17 protein-coding genes are annotated in these 18,193 nt (G+C 58.0%); 15 read left to right on the forward strand and 2 right to left on the reverse strand.

Annotation, left to right across the window (positions count from 1 at the left end):
• The first annotated feature begins 7 nt into the window (after positions 1–7).
• The 10 genes from ccoO to nusG all read left to right on the forward strand — a co-directional run bounded on the left by ccoO (position 8) and on the right by nusG (position 8,413).
• Entirely contained in the window at positions 8–736 is a 729-nt protein-coding gene (gene ccoO / locus GOV88_RS09245) for a cytochrome-c oxidase, cbb3-type subunit II (RefSeq protein WP_171124328.1), read from the forward strand.
• A gap of 11 nt (positions 737–747) precedes the next feature.
• On the forward strand, positions 748–960 hold the full coding sequence (locus tag GOV88_RS09250; protein ID WP_171240224.1) for a cbb3-type cytochrome c oxidase subunit 3: 213 nt from the start codon (positions 748–750) through the stop codon (positions 958–960).
• Positions 957–1,820, forward strand: a complete 864-nt coding sequence (gene ccoP / locus GOV88_RS09255; protein WP_171240225.1) for a cytochrome-c oxidase, cbb3-type subunit III — start codon at positions 957–959, stop codon at positions 1,818–1,820. Before GOV88_RS09250 ends, ccoP begins: the two co-directional genes overlap by 4 nt.
• Before the next feature lie 384 nt (positions 1,821–2,204).
• Positions 2,205–3,080, forward strand: coding sequence for a LysR family transcriptional regulator (locus tag GOV88_RS09260; protein ID WP_171240226.1), 876 nt, complete (start codon positions 2,205–2,207; stop codon positions 3,078–3,080).
• Between the two features lie 101 nt (positions 3,081–3,181).
• Positions 3,182–4,609, forward strand: a complete 1,428-nt coding sequence (gene ccoG, locus GOV88_RS09265) for a cytochrome c oxidase accessory protein CcoG (protein WP_171124321.1) — start codon at positions 3,182–3,184, stop codon at positions 4,607–4,609.
• 2 nt (positions 4,610–4,611) lie between these two features.
• On the forward strand, positions 4,612–5,070 hold the full coding sequence (locus GOV88_RS09270) for a FixH family protein (RefSeq protein WP_171240227.1): 459 nt from the start codon (positions 4,612–4,614) through the stop codon (positions 5,068–5,070).
• A gap of 3 nt (positions 5,071–5,073) precedes the next feature.
• A complete protein-coding gene (locus tag GOV88_RS09275) occupies positions 5,074–7,251 on the forward strand; it encodes a heavy metal translocating P-type ATPase (protein ID WP_171240228.1) in 2,178 nt (725 codons plus the stop codon).
• Positions 7,252–7,255: 4 nt separating this feature from the next.
• Positions 7,256–7,414 carry a cbb3-type cytochrome oxidase assembly protein CcoS gene (gene ccoS / locus GOV88_RS09280; protein WP_171124316.1) on the forward strand — a complete coding sequence of 53 codons (159 nt, stop codon included), beginning with the start codon at positions 7,256–7,258 and terminating at the stop codon, positions 7,412–7,414.
• A gap of 68 nt (positions 7,415–7,482) precedes the next feature.
• Positions 7,483–7,680: a preprotein translocase subunit SecE gene (gene secE / locus GOV88_RS09285; RefSeq protein ID WP_171124314.1), complete on the forward strand. Its 198-nt coding sequence runs from the start codon at positions 7,483–7,485 to the stop codon at positions 7,678–7,680.
• A gap of 199 nt (positions 7,681–7,879) precedes the next feature.
• A complete protein-coding gene (gene nusG / locus GOV88_RS09290; RefSeq protein ID WP_171124312.1) occupies positions 7,880–8,413 on the forward strand; it encodes a transcription termination/antitermination protein NusG in 534 nt (177 codons plus the stop codon).
• A 128-nt stretch (positions 8,414–8,541) separates the two neighbouring features.
• Here the strand turns inward: nusG and gntH are convergent, their stop codons facing one another.
• Positions 8,542–9,798, reverse strand: coding sequence for a guanitoxin biosynthesis MBL fold metallo-hydrolase GntH (gene gntH / locus GOV88_RS09295; protein ID WP_171126300.1), 1,257 nt, complete (start codon positions 9,796–9,798; stop codon positions 8,542–8,544).
• Between the two features lie 333 nt (positions 9,799–10,131).
• Here gntH and rplK point away from each other — a divergent pair, with 333 nt between their 5' ends.
• Positions 10,132–10,581 (forward strand): 50S ribosomal protein L11, encoded by a 450-nt coding sequence (rplK, locus tag GOV88_RS09300; protein WP_113791694.1) that lies wholly within the window; start codon positions 10,132–10,134, stop codon positions 10,579–10,581.
• A gap of 1 nt (position 10,582) precedes the next feature.
• Complete coding sequence (gene rplA, locus GOV88_RS09305) at positions 10,583–11,281, forward strand: 50S ribosomal protein L1 (protein WP_171124308.1); 699 nt, start codon at positions 10,583–10,585, stop codon at positions 11,279–11,281.
• Positions 11,282–11,351: 70 nt separating this feature from the next.
• On the opposite strand, the gene GOV88_RS09310 is transcribed toward rplA, so the two are convergent.
• Positions 11,352–12,329, reverse strand: coding sequence for a phosphotransferase (locus GOV88_RS09310; protein WP_171240229.1), 978 nt, complete (start codon positions 12,327–12,329; stop codon positions 11,352–11,354).
• Between the two features lie 452 nt (positions 12,330–12,781).
• Here GOV88_RS09310 and rplJ point away from each other — a divergent pair, with 452 nt between their 5' ends.
• From rplJ to rpoB, 3 genes are all read left to right on the forward strand, one after another.
• Positions 12,782–13,300, forward strand: a complete 519-nt coding sequence (gene rplJ / locus GOV88_RS09315) for a 50S ribosomal protein L10 (RefSeq protein WP_170355300.1) — start codon at positions 12,782–12,784, stop codon at positions 13,298–13,300.
• An 80-nt stretch (positions 13,301–13,380) separates the two neighbouring features.
• Positions 13,381–13,758, forward strand: a complete 378-nt coding sequence (gene rplL, locus GOV88_RS09320) for a 50S ribosomal protein L7/L12 (RefSeq protein ID WP_170485701.1) — start codon at positions 13,381–13,383, stop codon at positions 13,756–13,758.
• Between the two features lie 248 nt (positions 13,759–14,006).
• On the forward strand, positions 14,007–18,143 hold the full coding sequence (gene rpoB, locus GOV88_RS09325; protein WP_171240230.1) for a DNA-directed RNA polymerase subunit beta: 4,137 nt from the start codon (positions 14,007–14,009) through the stop codon (positions 18,141–18,143).
• Positions 18,144–18,193 lie beyond the last annotated feature (50 nt).

Raw genomic sequence — 18,193 nt, forward strand, 5'->3', positions numbered from 1 at the left:
CGGAGCAATGGCAATTCTCGACAAACATAAGATCCTCGAGACCAACGCGACCCTCCTGCTGGTGTTCAGCTTTCTGGTCGTGACCATCGGTGGCATCGTGCAGATCACCCCACTGTTCTATCTTGAGAACACCATCGAGAAGGTGGAGGGGATGCGCCCCTACACCCCCCTCGAAATGGCAGGGCGTGAAATCTACATCCGCGAAGGCTGCTATGTCTGCCACAGCCAGATGATCCGCCCCATGCGGGACGAGGTCGAACGGTACGGGCACTATTCGCTGGCGGCCGAGTCGATGTATGACCACCCGTTCCAGTGGGGGTCGAAACGCACCGGGCCTGATTTGGCCCGTGTGGGTGGACGTTACTCGGACCAGTGGCATGTGGACCACCTGCGTGATCCGCAGTCGGTTGTGCCGGAATCGGTGATGCCAAAATACGGTTTCCTCGAGCATCGCAAGTTGGACGGCAAGTATATCGGTGACATCATGAAGGCGAACGCCCTTGTCGGCACGCCCTACACCGAAGAAATGCTGGCCAATGCCGAGGCTGACTTCCGTGCGCAGGCTGATCCCGACAGCGACTATGACGGGCTGCTGGAGCGCTATGGCGACAAGGTCAGCGTGCGCAACTTCGACGGTCAGCCCGAGTTGACCGAAGCGGACGCGATGGTGGCTTATCTTCAGATGCTGGGCACGCTGGTCGACTTCTCGACCTTCACCCCGGACCCAAGCCGCTAAAGGAGGGTGTGATGGAAGAGTATACACTCCTCAGGCAGTTCGCGGATAGCTGGATGTTGTTGCTGTTGTTCGCATTCTTCATTGGCATCGTGATCTGGGTTTTCCGCCCCGGTGCCAGCAAGGAATACAAGGATACCGCCAATATCCCCTTCCGGCATGCAGACGCACCAGCGCCCCTGCAGGGCGACGATAAACCCGCCACACCCAAGGAGGCGCGGCCATGAGCAAGACATCTGATAAACTGCCGGGTGATCCGAATACCACGGGTCACAGCTGGGACGGTATCGAAGAGTTTGACAACCCGATGCCCCGCTGGTGGCTGTGGACCTTCTACGTCACGATTATCTGGGGCGTGATCTACACGATCATGTATCCGGCGTGGCCGTTGGTTCAATCAGCGACCGCTGGTGTTCTTGGCTGGTCGTCTCGTGAGCTGGTGCAGGAAGAGATGGTTGCCTTCCAGGAGGCCAACGCACCTTGGAATGCCAAGCTGGTGGAAACGTCGCTTGAGGACATCTCGAAAGACCCTGAGCTGCAGCAATTCGCGGTAAACTCGGGCGGCGCGGTATTCCGTACCTGGTGTGCGCAGTGCCACGGTTCAGGCGCGCAGGGTGCACCCGGCTTCCCGAACCTGCTGGATGATGCGTGGCTGTGGGGCGGAACGCTCGAAGATATCGAGTTCACCATTGCCCACGGTATTCGGAACGAAGAAAGCGACGACGCGCGCTATTCCGAGATGCCGGCCTTTGGAGAGCTTCTTGAGAAAGAAGAGATCACGCAGGTCGTTCAGTACGTCATGTCCCTGACCTACGCGCAGACCGATGACGCCGCAGCGCAAGCGGGCAAGGTTGTTTTCGAAGACAACTGTGCCGCTTGTCATGGCGAAGACGGCACGGGCGATGTGTTCCAGGGTGCGCCGAACCTGACCGATGCGATCTGGCTCTATGGTGGCAGCGAAGAAGCTCTGACCCAGACAGTCACTTACAGTCGCTTCGGCGTGATGCCCGCTTGGGAAAACCGCCTGACTGAGGCGCAAATCCGCGCTGTGACTGCCTATGTCCACCAGTTGGGTGGTGGTCAGTAAGGTTTGAAGAATACCTTCGGACGGTTCGCCGCCCGAAGGTTGAGGCACCGGCTGTTCCATCTGTTCGCGCGTTTCCTGAACAGCCGGTGCTAATTTCACAGATTACTAATCCCGAATGATGAGGTCCAGATGCACCTTTTCGTGCGCTGGACCTTTTCCTTTCCAATGATCATGTGCTGGCCAGTGTTTTGGCCGTGACCCCAGGCGGGGCTTGCCGGTACGTTCATCGCGATCTCTGGTGTGAGTGGCGATCATGAAGCTTTTTGCAAGGATTGAGAGCATTTTTGCCTCTCCATTCTTTAAACTGAGAATGCAGAAAAGATTGAACTTCTGACTGAAAAATGCGACTCAATTCCAATTCTCTTGTGTAAGTAAGGCTTACAAATGGATTGGATGAAAATGCCACCTCTGGCCTCGCTTCGGGCATTTTCTGCCTTCGCCGAGGCCGAGAATATTGTGCAGGCAGGTGCGGCGTTGAACGTCAGTCACGCAGCCATCAGTCAGCAATTGCGGGTTTTGGAAAAGCACCTGGGCGTATCGCTGTTGGACCGATCAGGGAAATCCATGACCCTGACCCCCGAGGGGGAAAAGCTGGCGCGCGCAACTCATCTGGGATTTGGCACAATCGGGGCCGCGGTCGCAGCCCTGATGCAAACGGATCAGGACCGCCCCGTCCACGTCTCGCTGACACCCTCGTTCGCAGCGTCTTGGCTGATGCCGCGTCTGCCTGCCTTTCAAGCAGAATTCCCAGATATTCCCTTGGCTTTGGACCCGACCCCGAAACTGGTCAACCCAAGCCCCGGAGGTGTGGATGTTGCGATCCGCTATGGCGGCGGTGATTGGTCTGGCATCGCCTCGGACCTGTTGTTGAGCAGCCCCATCGTGATCGTCGCGGCGCGGACCCTTTTGGGCGGTCGGTCCGATTGGACGCCGCAGGAATTGAGCCAGCTCCCGTGGCTGGAAGAGTTGGGGACGACCGAAGCCACAACATGGCTGGCGCGGCACGGCGTCGAACACGGTCCACGCGCGGGTCGGATCGCCTTGCCTGGAAACCTCTTGCTGGACGCGTTGCGCGCCGGGCAGGGCGTAACCGTCACGGCGCGGCATTTTGTCGAAGCCGACATTGCGTCGGGGCAGCTTGTCGAACTGTTTTGCGAGCCACAAAATAGCGGGTATCATATTGTAACGGGTGATTTTCCACTTCGCCCTGCTACCAAGATCTTTGTCCGTTGGCTTCGGTCGCAGTCCGGGGCGCTGTGACAAAAGGTGTCTGTACGATGCTCTTTTGACCCATGTCAAAGAGACTACCTTTGTGATCTGGAACAAGACGCGAAAAACATAGCTACATCTGGAGCCATCCCGTGAGCGATTCCGACCCCGCCCCCAGCCTTTACGCCGCAAGGGAGCCTATCTTTCCCCGGCGCGTATCCGGGCCATTTCGTAACCTGAAATGGATCATTATGGCTGTCACGCTGGGCATTTATTACGTGACGCCTTGGATCAGATGGGACCGCGGGCCCAGCCTGCCGGATCAGGCGGTGCTGTTGGATTTGGCGAATCGTCGTTTCTATTTCTTTTGGATCGAGATTTGGCCGCATGAGTTCTACTTTGTCGCAGGTCTATTGATCATGGCCGGGTTGGGGTTGTTCCTGTTTACTTCGGCATTGGGTCGCGTCTGGTGTGGTTATGCCTGCCCGCAAACCGTGTGGACGGATCTGTATATTCTGGTTGAACGCTGGATTGAGGGCGACCGAAACGCGCGCTTGCGCCTGCATCGGCAGGAAAAACTGGACTTCCGCAAGGCGCGGTTGCGCGTGACGAAGTGGACCGTCTGGTTGCTGATCGGTCTGGCCACTGGTGGGGCGTGGGTGTTTTATTTTGCCGACGCGCCGACGCTTTTGCGTGATCTGGTGACGGGCAACGCCCACCCCGTGGCCTATACCACGATGTTGATCCTGACCGGCACGACTTTCCTGTTCGGTGGGTTCGCGCGCGAACAGATCTGTATCTATGCCTGCCCCTGGCCACGTATTCAGGCGGCGATGATGGACGAGGATACTCTGGTTGTTGGCTACCGCGAATGGCGGGGTGAGCCGCGCGGCAAAGGCAAGCGTACTGCGGATTCCGAATTGGGGGATTGCATCGACTGTATGGCCTGCGTGAATGTCTGCCCCGTCGGGATCGACATCCGCGACGGGCAACAACTTGAATGCATCACATGCGCGTTGTGCATCGACGCCTGTGATGACATGATGGCCAAGATCGGCAAACCGCGCGGTCTGATCGACTATATGGCGCTGAGCGATGAAACGCGCGAGCGTGCGGGTGAGCCGCCTCGGAACGTCTGGAAGCACATTCTGCGTCCCCGGACGATCATGTATACAGGGATGTGGGCTGCGGTTGGCTTTGCGTTGTTGTTTGCGCTGTTTATCCGGCCCGATATTGATCTGACGGTGGCGCCCGTTCGGAACCCGACCTTCGTGACCCTGTCCGATGGCACGATCCGCAACACCTATGACGTGCGCCTGCGCAACAAACATGGTGAGGAACGGCCGTTCAAGCTGACGCTTGCGGGGGATCCGGCCATGCAGGTACAGATCGAAGGCAATGACGGTGACACTGTCATTGTCGCTGCGGATACGGCACAATTGACGCGCGTCTATATCGTGGCCTCCGGTGGCACCGGCCCGGCGTCAACTGACGTTACTCCGGTGCGCATCTGGGTCGAAGACCTGCAAAGCGGAGAGCGTGCCTACAAGGACACCACCTTTAACGGGCAAGGGAAGTGAACATGGCCGAACGCAAATTCACCGGCAAACATGCACTGGCCGTCTTCGTGGCCGCATTTGGTGTGATCATCGCGGTAAATCTTGTGCTGGCCTACAGCGCGGTGAAAACTTTTCCGGGGCTCGAGGTCAAGAACTCTTACGTCGCCAGCCAAGAATTCAATGATCGCCTGCAGGAACATCAGGCGTTGGGATGGGATATCCGTGCTGAATTGTCCGGGGGGCTGCTGATTCTGCATATTACAGACCAGACCGGCACCCCTGTCGAAGTGGTCGAGTTGCAGGCCGTCGTTGGACGGGCCACGCATGTCAAAGAAGATTTCACACCGGATTTCATTTTTGATGGTACCGCTTACGCCACGCCCGCGTCACTGGGCAAGGGAAACTGGAATATCCGTTTGATCGCAAAGGATCACAGCGGGGCAGAGTTCGCTCAGCGCGTGCCGCTGTACGTAAAGGGATAGGGAATGACGGCGCAGCTTACATCAGGCACGGCCGCCTGCCCGGGGTGCATTGCAAGCCCTGCGGAGCCCGCGCGCCCAATCCCCGAAGATGTGCAGATTGCGCTGTCACTGCCGGGCATCCATTGCTCGGCCTGTATCGCCACCGTCGAGCGCGAGCTTAACGCCCATCCCGGCGTGGAAGACGCGCGGGTCAACCTGACTCTGAAACGAGCAATGATCAAAGCCGCGCCAGAATTGCGCGCTGCTGACCTGATTTCGGTAATGGAACGCGTGGGCTATGAGGCGCATGAGCTTGATCCCGGTGCCCTATCCGCCACACAGTCCGACAAGGCGGGGCGCGACCTGTTGATGCGTCTAGCGGTGGCCGGATTTGCCTCGATGAACGTGATGCTCTTGTCGGTTTCGGTCTGGGCTGGTGCCACAGACGCGACGCGGGACATGTTCCACTGGATTTCGGCCGCGATCGCGCTGCCTGCGATTGGCTTTGCGGCGCAACCCTTCTTTTCGAATGCGTGGTCGGCTTTGCGGGTTCGCCGCCTGAACATGGATGTGCCGATCGTGCTGGCTATTCTTTTGGCGCTGGTTACGTCGCTTTGGGAAACCGCGCTCAGCGGTAAGCACGCCTATTTCGACGCCGCCCTTACGCTGACCTTTTTCCTGCTGGCTGGTCGCTATCTGGACTATCGCACCCGCGCTGCTGCCCGATCCGCGGCAGAAGAGCTGACCGCGCTCGAAGTCCCCCGGGCTATCCGCTTGTTGGATGGGGCCGAGGAAGAGGTTGCTGTTGCCACGCTGAACGTCGGCGATCTGATCCTTGTCCGCCCCGGTGGACGAATGCCGGTGGATGGAGAGATTGTCTCGGGCCAGTCGGAACTCGACCGGTCCTTGCTGACCGGAGAAACCCTGCCGGTGTTCGCCGAGGCGGGCGTGACGGTCAGCGCCGGTGAGGTGAACCTGACCGGCCCCCTGACCATCCGCGCGACGGCGGTGGGTGAAGACACCTCGTTACATCGTATGGCCGATCTGGTGGCCATCGCGGAATCGGGGCGCTCGCGCTATACCTCGCTGGCCGACAAGGCGGCCAAGCTTTATGCGCCCGGTGTGCATATCCTGTCGGCGCTCAGCTTTCTGGGGTGGTATATCTATTCCGGCGACGTGCGAACAGCGCTGAATATCGCCGCCGCCGTGCTGATCATCACCTGCCCTTGCGCGCTGGGTCTGGCCGTGCCAGCGGTGACCACTGCGGCCTCGGGGCGGTTGTTCCGCAAGGGGATGCTGATCAAACACGCTACCGCGCTGGAACGTCTGGCCGAGGTAGATACGGTCGTTTTCGATAAGACCGGTACGCTGACTTCAGGTACGCCCGAGCTGACCAATCTGGGCGCTCATTCCCGCGCTGATCTTGAGATTGCGCTGGCGCTGGCCGAGGCATCCTCGCACCCTTTGTCGGTTGCTTTGACACAGGCCGCGCGCGAGGCCGGGATCAAACCCGCCACGCTGGACGACATCACCGAGGTTCCGGGATTCGGCACCGAAGGCACTTCCCAAGGCCAGCGTGTCCGCCTTGGGCGGGCTGCGTGGACCGGCGCGGAAGAGGGCGACCAGACCGCCGCGTGGCTCTCTGTTGAAGGGCAGGCACCTGAGGCCTTCCTGTTCTCGGACAGCCTGCGAACCGGTGCTGCCGAGGCGGTGCAAGCGTTCCGCGACGCGGGTAAAGAGGTCATCCTGATTTCGGGCGATACGCAGGGCGCGGTTCAGGCGCTGGCTGATAAGCTCGGCATCCAGAACTGGATCGCGCAGGCTCTGCCGCAGGACAAGGCCAAGCATGTCGAGGCGCTGCGCGATCAGGGTCACCACGTGCTGATGGTGGGCGACGGGCTGAACGACACGGCGGCACTCGCGGCGGCGCATGTGTCGATTTCCCCGGCCTCGGCTTTGGATGCGGCGCGGGTGGCCTCGGACATCGTGCTGCTGGGCAATGACCTGTCGCCGATCTCTGACGCCTGTGATACGGCGGTCAAGGCGACGAAACGGATTCGCGAAAACTTTCGCATTGCCACTGTCTATAATATTATCGCGGTGCCGCTGGCAGTGGCCGGCCTGGCCACGCCCCTGATTGCGGCGCTGGCGATGTCGACCTCGTCGATCACTGTATCTTTGAATGCGCTACGGGTAAGATAAAGCGATGGAAGTTCTGGCCTATCTGATACCGATTTCCCTGTTTCTGGGCGGGGTTGGGCTGGTGGCATTTGTCTACACGGTGCGATCAAACCAATATGACGATCCCGAAGGCGACGCCCGTCGTATCCTCAACGATGAATGGGACGACAAGCCCAAGCCCTGATAGCCCTTGAAATCGCCGCAATGCCCGGTTATGTCCGGCCTATCCGCTAGCAGAGAGATCCAAGCCAAATGGCCACCACAAACCCGATCCAGTTTATTCAGCAAGTCCGCGCCGAGGTTGCAAAGGTCGTCTGGCCGACGCGCCGTGAGGTTCTGCTGACCACGGTCATGGTGTTCATCATGGCGGCCCTGACCGCCGTGTTCTTTGCGCTGGTCGATCTTGGTATTCGCGGCGGTCTGCAACTGATCTTGGGCGCGTTCGGGTAAACCGGTTAAGGCGCGCGGAAACGCGGCTTGCCCCTTGCACCGCGCGCGATGTCAGAGTAGTGACGCGGGACTATTCGGAATGGGCGTGCGGCGATTCGGGCTGCGCGCCGCTTTTTATTCCGGGTCACGTGATGGAAATTCAATGACGGCTGCGTCTGATTGACTGGATGCGCCGAAAGTAAACAAGGACGACAGGTTCATGGCGAAACGGTGGTACTCGGTCAGCGTTCTTTCGAATTTCGAAAAGAAGATCGCAGAGCAGATCCGCACGTCGGTGGCTGAACAGGGCCTTGAGGACGACATCGACGAAGTACTGGTGCCCACCGAAGAGGTGATCGAAGTGCGCCGGGGCAAGAAAGTCACGACTGAACGCCGCTTTATGCCCGGTTACGTACTGGTGCATATGGAGATGTCGGATCAGGGCTATCACCTTGTGAACTCGATCAACCGTGTGACCGGCTTTCTGGGCCCGCAAGGCCGCCCGATGCCGATGCGCGACGCTGAGGTGAACCAGATCCTCAACCGCGTTCAGGAAGGCGAAGAAGCGCCGAAACTGATGATAAGCTTCGAGGTCGGCGAAAAGGTCAAAGTCAACGACGGCCCGTTCGAGGATTTCGACGGCATGGTCGAAGGCGTGGACGACGAGAACCAGAAGCTGAAAGTTTCGGTCTCGATCTTTGGCCGCGAGACCCCGGTCGAGCTGGACTTCACGCAGGTGACCAAGCAGGCCTAAATTAGCGCTTTGCAAGTATATTAACACCGCGCCGTCTCAGACGGTGCGGTGTTTTCGTATTCTCTTGCGCCTTGGTGTCTAAACGCCAGCAAAGCAAAGGCGGGCCCCAAACAGGCCCGCTCAGCCTATTAATTTTTGAAGGGAAGGCTGGTATACGCGCCGACTTCGTCGTTTCCTGTGCGTTCGTTGAAATCATTGATCATGTCATTTGTGGCTTCGGCCGCGCCGAGGTCGATGCTTTCAAGATCAAATTCAGAGAACGGGAACTCTGCAGCAGAGTCAGGTGGTTGCTTTGCCATCTGAACGGGCGCAGGGAAAGACTCTTCGTTGGGCACACCTTGGCGTGTTCGAATGCTATCCTTTGTTACATTCCAAGTCATAAAGTCGGCTGCCAAATCCAAGGGGCCATCATAGGTTTCCCGGATTGCTGAATAGACGGCCAACGCAATGTCGTGATCGTTTTGGAAGTGATAGCAAACGGCCAGCCGAGGTTCGGTTTCCGACATGATCTTACCGAACGCTTGCGCGGCGGTGTGTCCCTGAGAGCCGACAAATATGGCTTCCGATGGTTCAAAGCCGTATTTTTCGATCATGAATTCTGGTGGGGTGAAACACTCGTGGATGGCAAGATCCACACCGGCGGCATGTTCTCTCCACCAGCGCGTTGGCAGCGTATCGGATGAAAACGCAAATCTGAGGCCATTCCATTCCAACAGAAAACTAACCGATTGTTCACCATGAATCGCGGGCAGAGTCCTAACTTGAACACCGTTTTCATCAAAGATGACGTTGTTTACAGCTTTCCAATCGAATTCATTTACCTCTAACTGCAACCCACGCGGATCAACTGCCGCGCCCCTGGTTGCTTCTTCCCAGGCCCACATCTTCATCATATGGTCAGCCCAAGCTTTTGTTCCCCATTCGGGCTTGATCCCCTCAGGCCCCCAAAGGCGAACGGGTGTCAGACGGTTGTTTACGGGGCCAGTAAAGTAGAAGGCCGGAAAATCGCCTGCGTGATCAAGGTGCAAGTGGCCCAGAAACACTTTGTCTAGCTGATCCAACGGTATCCCAAGCGCCATGATACGCTCATACGAGCCTTCGCCCATGTCAAAGATGAACTTTTCGCCGTTGCCCAGCTCAACAAGAAAACACGCCGCAGCCTGCTTGAGGCGTGGCTGGGGCATTCCGGTTCCACACGCGATGACGCGCATTTCGTCAGGACCCAGAGTTTCCGTTCCGGGATAATAGACGGTCTGGTTCGGGTAAGGTTCTGTTCTGGACCACTCCGAAGGTTCTTTGTTCTGCGCAACGGCAGTCATCGCAGTGGCTGCAACAAGCCCAGCGCCCAGCACAATTGCAGGTGCAATAAGTCTGGAAAGCGTCATAAAAAGTCCTCCCTCAACGATTTCGCCGAAACAGCGCAAAGATTCGCCCCATACCAGGTTCGCAATTTTTGAATGCGTCTGGCAAGGTTGCTTAATCTTTGGCAGATCGGAGCAGTTGCACGAGTTGTGATCGGGGTTAGCTTACTAGGGCGAAAGCTTATCTGTTGGTGGGTTTGCACCCCTTGCCAACCCCCACATTCCGCTGTAAACGCCGCCTCTATCGTCTTCGGGCGAGATTCTCTCGTGGGAGGTTGCTGGGATCGCGATCCCGGATCGGACCACGCAACATAATCTGGGTGAAACGCGTTTCGCCCGAGTTGAAAGGAAAACCAAATGGCCAAGAAGCTTGCTGGTACAATGAAACTGCAGGTTCCTGCAGGTCAGGCAAACCCGTCGCCGCCAGTTGGTCCGGCGCTGGGTCAGCGCGGCATCAACATCATGGAATTCTGCAAGGCGTTCAACGCCAAGACCGCAGACATGGAGCAAGGCGCCCCTTGCCCGACCGTGATTACCTATTATCAGGACAAGTCCTTCACCATGGACATCAAGACGCCGCCCGCGTCTTATTACCTGAAAAAAGCGGCTGGTCTGAAGCCGGTTGGCAAGCGTAACCGCCCCCGTGGCGCGGAAAACCCAGGTCGTGAGACCGTGGCAACCGTGACCACCAAGCAGGTTCGCGAAATCGCCGAAGCCAAAATGAAAGATCTGAACGCCAACGACGTCGAAGGCGCAATGCAGATCATCCTGGGCTCGGCCCGCTCTATGGGCATCGAGGTGAAGTAAGATGGCAAAACTTGGTAAACGTACCCGCGCTGCGCGCGAAGCTGTCGCTGGCAAGGAAAACCTGTCGATCGAAGAAGCCGTTGCTCTGGTAAAAGGCAACGCGACCTCGAAATTCGACGAGACCATCGAAATCGCTCTGAACCTCGGCGTTGACACCCGTCACGCAGACCAGATGGTTCGTGGCGTTGTCGGCCTGCCCAATGGCACCGGCAAAGCGATGCGCGTCGCTGTATTCGCTCGTGGCCCGAAGGCGGACGAAGCGAAAGAAGCAGGCGCGGATATCGTTGGCGCAGAAGACCTGATGGAAACCATTCAGGGCGGCACCATCGAATTCGATCGTTGCATTGCCACCCCGGACATGATGCCGATCGTTGGCCGTCTGGGTAAAGTTCTGGGCCCCCGCAACCTGATGCCGAACCCCAAGGTTGGCACTGTGACCATGGACGTGAAAGCGGCCGTGGAAGCAGCCAAGGGCGGTGAAGTTCAGTTCAAGGCGGAAAAAGGCGGCGTTGTGCACGCTGGCGTTGGCAAAGCGTCGTTCGACGAAGCCAAGCTGGTTGAAAACGTCCGTGCCTTTGTCTCGGCTGTTGCCAAGGCCAAGCCGTCGGGCGCCAAAGGCACCTACATGAAGAAAATCGCGCTGAGCTCGACCATGGGCCCGGGTGTGACTCTGGATGTGGCGGCTGCTGCGGGCGAATAAGCCTTAACGCGAAGCAAAAAAGTATTGAGCCCGGGCAGTGCAAACTGTTCGGGCTTTTTCGTTCCATAGTCTAGTTTGCCGTGCCAAAGGCGATATCCAGCCGCATTTCCAGACGCGTGCGCCGAAATTTCTCGAACGCGCTGCAGGTAAAGTCAGTGCGCCAATAGTCCAGCCAGTCTTTGAGCAATCGGCCACGAATGCAGAAATCGAGGATATCGGTGTCAATCGGCAGGCGGTAGCGGCGCAGGAACATTTGCTTATTTCGCCGCAGAATGCCGCTCTGATCCACCGCGCTGGCTGGACCATCCCGAAAGATATCAGCCTTGAGAAAGTCGACGATATCGTAGACGGCCAGTTTTTCGCATACCTCAGTAAAGTCCAGACCGTGAGTTTTGCCTTGTCCGATAATCAGGTTCTGCCCGTGAAAATCACCGTGTGAAAAGACCCTCAGGTCCTCGATCCCCTTAAGGCGTTCGCCGTCGGTCACCATAGCATCAATCATTTTCCGGCTTTTCTGCGCGATGTCATCCGGGACCATCGCCGCAAGATCGCAAATGCTGTCAATCATCCATTTCGGCCGGAACCCATAGTTGACGGGCGCCAGGCGGCTGTGAAAGTCACTGAGCCAGGACCCCGCCCGACGATAGACCTGCACCACTTGGTTATCGTCCTTGCTGTTATAAATCAGATCAACGGCAGTGGGCCTGTCGATGAACTCTGTGACCAGAAAGGCCCCTCCGGGCGATAGGTAGACAGGCTGCACGACACGGGACGAGTCTGTGCGTTCAAAGTATCGGGACAGGTCAACCAATAACTCGAATTCGTCTTTCAGTCGACCGGTCGCCGGAGACTCGGTGTCGATCTTGAGGGCGAAGGATCCCGCTGTCGAGCGCAGAACCAGAACGGCCCGAGACTCTGCGAAGGCGTGCGACCGGTAGATACAGTCATACTGTGTCACTGGGGCGTGCAGGACCGCATTGGAAAACTCGACAATAAATGCGGTGACCCGGTCATGTTCTTGATCCGAGAGCGGAAGAGAAGTAGCCAACGGGCCATGTCCTTGGTGATGTGCCTTTCACCGGACTGGAACGCAGCGGGATTTGCGTGTCAACGGCAAGAAATAGGTTTTGTTGCCGGTTGGCGGAAAACGCTATGAAATCCGTACAGTTGGATGGGTTCTGGTGGGTTCGAACTGGGGTGCAAAATGGCGTGGCCAAATTCGCAATTTACCCCTTGGAAACCCCATCCAACTGCCCTAATAAGACTTGCGGAGTAAAGCGTGCGATTCGTCGTGCGCTTTATTTCGTTTCGTCCAAGACGGTGGGTGGTGCCATTCGGCCCCTTAATCTCCTGCCTGAGACGGGTAAGACCAAAGAATTCTGAGGGTCGCGATCCTCGGGCGCATTTTGGCCAATCCCGTAACAACGGACCTGAACGCCGGGGTTTCACCCTCGGCAAATATGAGCCGGGATGTCCAACATCCCAAACTTGGAGAGAACTGTGGATAGAGCCCAGAAAGAGAAAGTGGTCGAGGAACTCGGCCAAATCTTCGAAAGCTCTGGCGTCGTAGTGGTAGCCCATTACGCCGGTCTGACAGTTGCCGAGATGCAGGACCTTCGCGCACGTGCTCGTGACGCGGGTGGTGCCGTGCGTGTTGCCAAGAACAGGCTTGCCAAAATCGCCCTCGACGGAAAGCCATGTGAAAGCATTGGTGACCTGCTGACGGGTATGACCGTTCTGACCTATTCCGAGGACCCCGTGGCAGCAGCCAAGGTGGCCGAGGACTTCGCCAAAGAGAACCAAAAGTTCGAAATTCTTGGCGGTGCAATGGGCGAGAACGCTCTGGACCGGGCTGGTGTGACAGCCGTGTCGAAAATGCCGTCGCGTGAAGAGCTTATTGCTACGATCGCTGGTATGCTTGGCGCGCCTGCTTCGAACATCGCCGGTGCAATTGGCGCACCTGCAAGCAACATCGCAAGCATCCTTTCCACCATCGAAGAGAAGGCGGAAGCTGCGTAAGCGGTTGGCACTGAATGATCTGCGTGGGATGAATACCCTGACGTTGGAACACACACTGTAAAACGGAAAGAGCTAATACAATGGCTGATCTGAAAGCACTGGCAGAAAGCATCGTGGGTCTGACCCTGCTGGAAGCACAAGAACTGAAAACCATCCTCAAAGACGAGTACGGCATCGAGCCCGCAGCTGGCGGCGCCGTAATGGTCGCAGGTGCAGCTGGCGACGCCGGCGGTGCAGCTGCTGAGGAAAAAACCGAATTCGACGTCGTTCTGAAGAACGCCGGCGCTTCGAAAATCAACGTGATCAAAGAAGTTCGCGGCATCACCGGTCTGGGCCTGAAAGAAGCCAAGGAACTGGTCGAAGCTGGCGGCAAGATCAAAGAAGGCGTCGACAAAGCAGAAGCCGAAGAGATCAAAGGCAAGCTGGAAGCAGCTGGCGCCGAGGTCGAACTGGCCTAAGTCAGTCCAATGGCGCATCGCTGATGCGTCGGAAATTTGGCTGGGTCCGGAGAAATCCGGGTCCAGCCGAACCTGTCTTAGAAAGGGCCTCAACTTTGGGGCGTTTTCTAAGACGCGGTTCTTGGATCGGGAGGCTGCCTTCGGGACGGTGGCCATGAATTGATCCGGACGTGTCGTCTCGAATGTGCAAGATGCCGGGGCCCGACGGTGTCTTTGCCCGCTGAGAACATCGAAAGGTGACATCTGACATGGCTCAAACGTTCCTTGGCCAGAAACGTCTTCGTAAATATTACGGCAAAATCCGTGAAGTTTTGGAAATGCCGAACCTCATTGAGGTCCAGAAATCTTCTTATGATCTTTTCCTACGCTCCGGCGATGCAGAGCAGCCCACTGACGGCGAAGGCATCAAAGGCGTGTTCCAGTCGGTTTTCCCGATCAAGGATTTCAACGAAACCTCCGTTCTGGAGTTCGTGAAATACGATCTGGAAAAACCCAAATATGACGTCGAAGAGTGCATGCAGCGCGACATGACCTACAGCGCGCCGCTGAAGGTGACTCTGCGTCTGATCGTGTTTGATGTCGATGAGGACACCGGCGCGAAATCGGTCAAGGACATCAAGGAACAGGACGTGTTCATGGGCGACATGCCCCTGATGACGCCGAACGGTACGTTCATCGTGAACGGTACCGAGCGTGTGATCGTCAGCCAGATGCACCGTTCGCCCGGTGTGTTCTTTGACCACGACAAGGGCAAGACCCACTCGTCCGGTAAACTGTTGTTTGCCTGCCGCATAATCCCGTATCGCGGCAGCTGGCTGGACTTTGAGTTCGACGCCAAGGACATCGTGTTCGCCCGCATCGACCGCCGTCGCAAACTGCCTGTGACCACCCTGCTTTATGCGCTGGGTCTGGACCAGGAAGCCATCATGGACGCGTATTACGAGACCGTGTCCTACAAGCTGGACAAGAAGAATGGATGGGTCACACCGTTCTTCCCCGAGCGCGTGCGTGGTACCCGTCCGACATATGATCTGATCGACGCGAAATCCGGCGAAGTGATTGCCGAAGCGGGCAAGAAAGTCACCCCGCGTGCGGTCAAGAAACTGATCGACGAAGGCACTGTCACCGACCTGTTGGTTCCGTTTGACCACATCGTCGGCAAGTTTGTCGCCAAGGACATCATCAACGAAGAAAACGGGGCGATCTATGTCGAGGCCGGTGATGAGCTGACCCTGGAATATGACAAGGACGGCGATCTGATTGGTGGTTCTGTCAAAGAACTGATGGATGCGGGCATCACCGATATTCCGGTTCTGGACATCGACAACGTCAACGTTGGCCCCTACATGCGCAACACCATGGCTCAGGACAAGAACCTGAACCGTGAAAGCGCTCTGATGGACATCTACCGCGTCATGCGCCCGGGTGAGCCGCCCACCGTCGAAGCGGCCTCGGCCCTGTTCGACACGTTGTTCTTCGACAGCGAGCGCTATGACCTGTCTGCCGTTGGTCGCGTGAAGATGAACATGCGTTTGGCTCTGGACGCGCCGGACACCCTGCGCACCCTGCGCCGCGAAGACATCGTGGCCTGCATCAAGGCGCTGGTGGAACTGCGCGACGGCACAGGCGACGTGGACGATATCGACCACCTCGGCAACCGTCGTGTGCGTTCGGTCGGCGAACTGATGGAAAACCAGTACCGCGTTGGCCTGCTGCGCATGGAGCGCGCGATCAAAGAGCGTATGTCGTCGGTCGAGATTGACACCGTCATGCCGCAAGACTTGATCAACGCGAAACCGGCTGCGGCTGCCGTCCGCGAATTCTTCGGCTCGTCGCAGCTGTCGCAGTTCATGGACCAGACCAACCCGCTGTCGGAAGTCACCCACAAACGCCGCCTCTCGGCGCTTGGCCCCGGTGGTCTGACGCGTGAGCGTGCGGGCTTTGAGGTGCGTGACGTACACCCGACCCACTACGGCCGGATGTGCCCGATTGAAACGCCTGAAGGTCCGAACATCGGTCTGATCAACTCGCTGGCCACCTTCGCCCGCGTGAACAAGTATGGCTTCATCGAAACACCGTATCGCGTCGTCAAAGACGCCGAGGTGACCGATGAGGTTCACTACATGTCCGCGACCGAGGAAATGCGTCACACTGTAGCGCAGGCGAACGCGACGCTGGATGCTGATGGCAAGTTCATCAACGATCTGGTCTCGACCCGTCAGGCGGGTGACTACACTCTTGCCCCGCGTGAGAATGTTGACCTAATCGACGTGTCGCCGAAACAGCTGGTCTCGGTCGCTGCATCGCTGATCCCGTTCCTTGAAAATGACGACGCCAACCGCGCTCTGATGGGCTCGAACATGCAACGTCAGGCGGTTCCGCTGCTGCGCGCCGAAGCGCCGCTGGTCGGTACCGGCATCGAAGAAAAGGTTGCGATCGACTCGGGCGCTGCAATTCAGGCGAAACGCGCCGGTATCATCGACCAGGTCGATGCCCAGCGTATCGTTATCCGCGCCACCGAAGATCTGGAACTGGGCGACGCTGGCGTAGACATCTATCGTCTGCGCAAATTCCAGCGTTCGAACCAGAACACCTGCATCAACCAGCGTCCGCTGATCAAGGTGGGTGACACCGTCCAGAAGGGCGAAGTCATTGCCGATGGTCCGTCGACCGATATGGGTGAACTGGCCCTTGGTAAAAACGTGGTCGTCGCGTTCATGCCGTGGAACGGTTACAACTATGAAGACTCGATCCTGATCTCGGAACGTATCGCGCGCGATGACGTCTTTACCTCGGTCCATATCGAGGAATTCGAAGTCGCCGCCCGTGACACCAAGCTGGGCCCGGAAGAGATCACCCGTGACATCCCGAATGTCGGTGAAGAAGCGCTGCGCAACCTCGACGAGGCGGGTATCGTTTACATCGGCGCGGATGTTGAGCCGGGCGATATTCTGGTCGGCAAGATCACTCCGAAGGGCGAAAGCCCGATGACCCCGGAAGAAAAGCTTCTGCGCGCCATCTTTGGTGAGAAAGCATCTGACGTGCGCGACACCTCGCTGCGCGTGAAGCCGGGCGATTACGGTACGGTCGTTGAGGTCCGCGTCTTCAACCGTCACGGCGTCGAGAAAGACGAGCGTGCGCTGCAGATCGAGCGTGAGGAAGTCGAACGTTTGGCCCGTGACCGGGATGACGAGCTGGCGATCCTTGACCGCAACATCTATGCGCGTCTGCAAGGTCTGATCCTGGGTAAAACCGCTGTCAAAGGCCCGAAAGGCGTCAAGGCAGGGTCGGTGATCACCGAGGATCTGCTGGAAACCCTGACCCGTGGTCAGTGGTGGCAGCTGGCGCTGGAAGGCGAGCAGGACGCACAGATCGTCGAGGCCCTGAATGAGCAGTACGAAGTGCAAAAGCGTGCTCTGGACGCCCGTTTCGAGGACAAGGTCGAGAAAGTCCGCCGTGGCGATGACCTGCCCCCGGGTGTGATGAAGATGGTCAAAGTCTTCATCGCCGTGAAGCGCAAGCTGCAGCCGGGCGACAAGATGGCCGGTCGTCACGGGAACAAAGGTGTGATCTCCAAGGTTGTTCCGATGGAAGACATGCCGTTCCTGGCCGATGGTACCCCGGTTGACTTCTGTCTGAACCCGCTGGGCGTGCCTTCGCGTATGAACGTAGGTCAGATTCTGGAAACCCACATGGGTTGGGCCGCACGCGGTCTGGGTCTGAACATCGACGACGCTCTGGGTGAGTACCGCCGGTCCGGCGACCTGACCCCGGTGCGCGAAGCGATGAAGCTGGCATATGGCGAAGATGTCTACGAAGAAGGCATCACCGGTCTGGACGAGGATGGCCTGATCGAGGCTGCGGGCAACGTGACCCGCGGTGTTCCGATCGCAACCCCGGTCTTCGACGGTGCCAAAGAGGCTGACGTCAACGACGCGCTGGTGCGTGCGGGCTTCTCGGAAAGCGGTCAGTCGGTTCTGTTCGACGGTCGTACCGGTGAGCAATTCGCACGTCCGGTGACCGTGGGCATCAAGTACTTGCTGAAACTGCACCACCTTGTGGACGACAAGATCCACGCGCGTTCGACCGGGCCCTACAGCCTGGTTACTCAGCAGCCGCTGGGTGGTAAGGCGCAGTTCGGTGGTCAGCGCTTTGGTGAGATGGAGGTCTGGGCTCTGGAAGCTTACGGCGCCGCCTACACCCTGCAGGAGATGCTCACCGTGAAATCGGATGACGTCGCCGGCCGGACCAAGGTCTATGAGTCGATCGTCAAGGGCGAGGATAACTTTGAAGCGGGCGTACCGGAATCATTCAACGTTCTGGTTAAAGAAGTCCGTGGCCTCGGCCTGAATATGGAACTCCTGGATGCGGAGGTTGAGGAGTAAGGGCGCTGCCCTTTCTCCCGTCCCCCCTTCCGCAAGATTTGAGGTAACAA

It is taken from the genome of Ruegeria sp. HKCCA5491, assembly GCF_013034565.1.
Taxonomy (GTDB): domain Bacteria; phylum Pseudomonadota; class Alphaproteobacteria; order Rhodobacterales; family Rhodobacteraceae; genus Ruegeria.

Coding starts and splice junctions, on each gene's coding strand:
- GOV88_RS09260 (WP_171240226.1), top strand. CDS start 2,205: ATGGATTGGATGAAAATGCCACCTCTGGCCTCGCTTCGGGCATTTTCT.
- GOV88_RS09250 (WP_171240224.1), top strand. CDS start 748: ATGGAAGAGTATACACTCCTCAGGCAGTTCGCGGATAGCTGGATGTTG.
- rplK (WP_113791694.1), top strand. CDS start 10,132: ATGGCCAAGAAGCTTGCTGGTACAATGAAACTGCAGGTTCCTGCAGGT.
- rplA (WP_171124308.1), top strand. CDS start 10,583: ATGGCAAAACTTGGTAAACGTACCCGCGCTGCGCGCGAAGCTGTCGCT.
- gntH (WP_171126300.1), bottom strand. CDS start 9,798: ATGACGCTTTCCAGACTTATTGCACCTGCAATTGTGCTGGGCGCTGGG.
- ccoO (WP_171124328.1), top strand. CDS start 8: ATGGCAATTCTCGACAAACATAAGATCCTCGAGACCAACGCGACCCTC.
- GOV88_RS09275 (WP_171240228.1), top strand. CDS start 5,074: ATGACGGCGCAGCTTACATCAGGCACGGCCGCCTGCCCGGGGTGCATT.
- nusG (WP_171124312.1), top strand. CDS start 7,880: ATGGCGAAACGGTGGTACTCGGTCAGCGTTCTTTCGAATTTCGAAAAG.
- ccoP (WP_171240225.1), top strand. CDS start 957: ATGAGCAAGACATCTGATAAACTGCCGGGTGATCCGAATACCACGGGT.
- GOV88_RS09270 (WP_171240227.1), top strand. CDS start 4,612: ATGGCCGAACGCAAATTCACCGGCAAACATGCACTGGCCGTCTTCGTG.
- rpoB (WP_171240230.1), top strand. CDS start 14,007: ATGGCTCAAACGTTCCTTGGCCAGAAACGTCTTCGTAAATATTACGGC.
- ccoS (WP_171124316.1), top strand. CDS start 7,256: ATGGAAGTTCTGGCCTATCTGATACCGATTTCCCTGTTTCTGGGCGGG.
- rplL (WP_170485701.1), top strand. CDS start 13,381: ATGGCTGATCTGAAAGCACTGGCAGAAAGCATCGTGGGTCTGACCCTG.
- secE (WP_171124314.1), top strand. CDS start 7,483: ATGGCCACCACAAACCCGATCCAGTTTATTCAGCAAGTCCGCGCCGAG.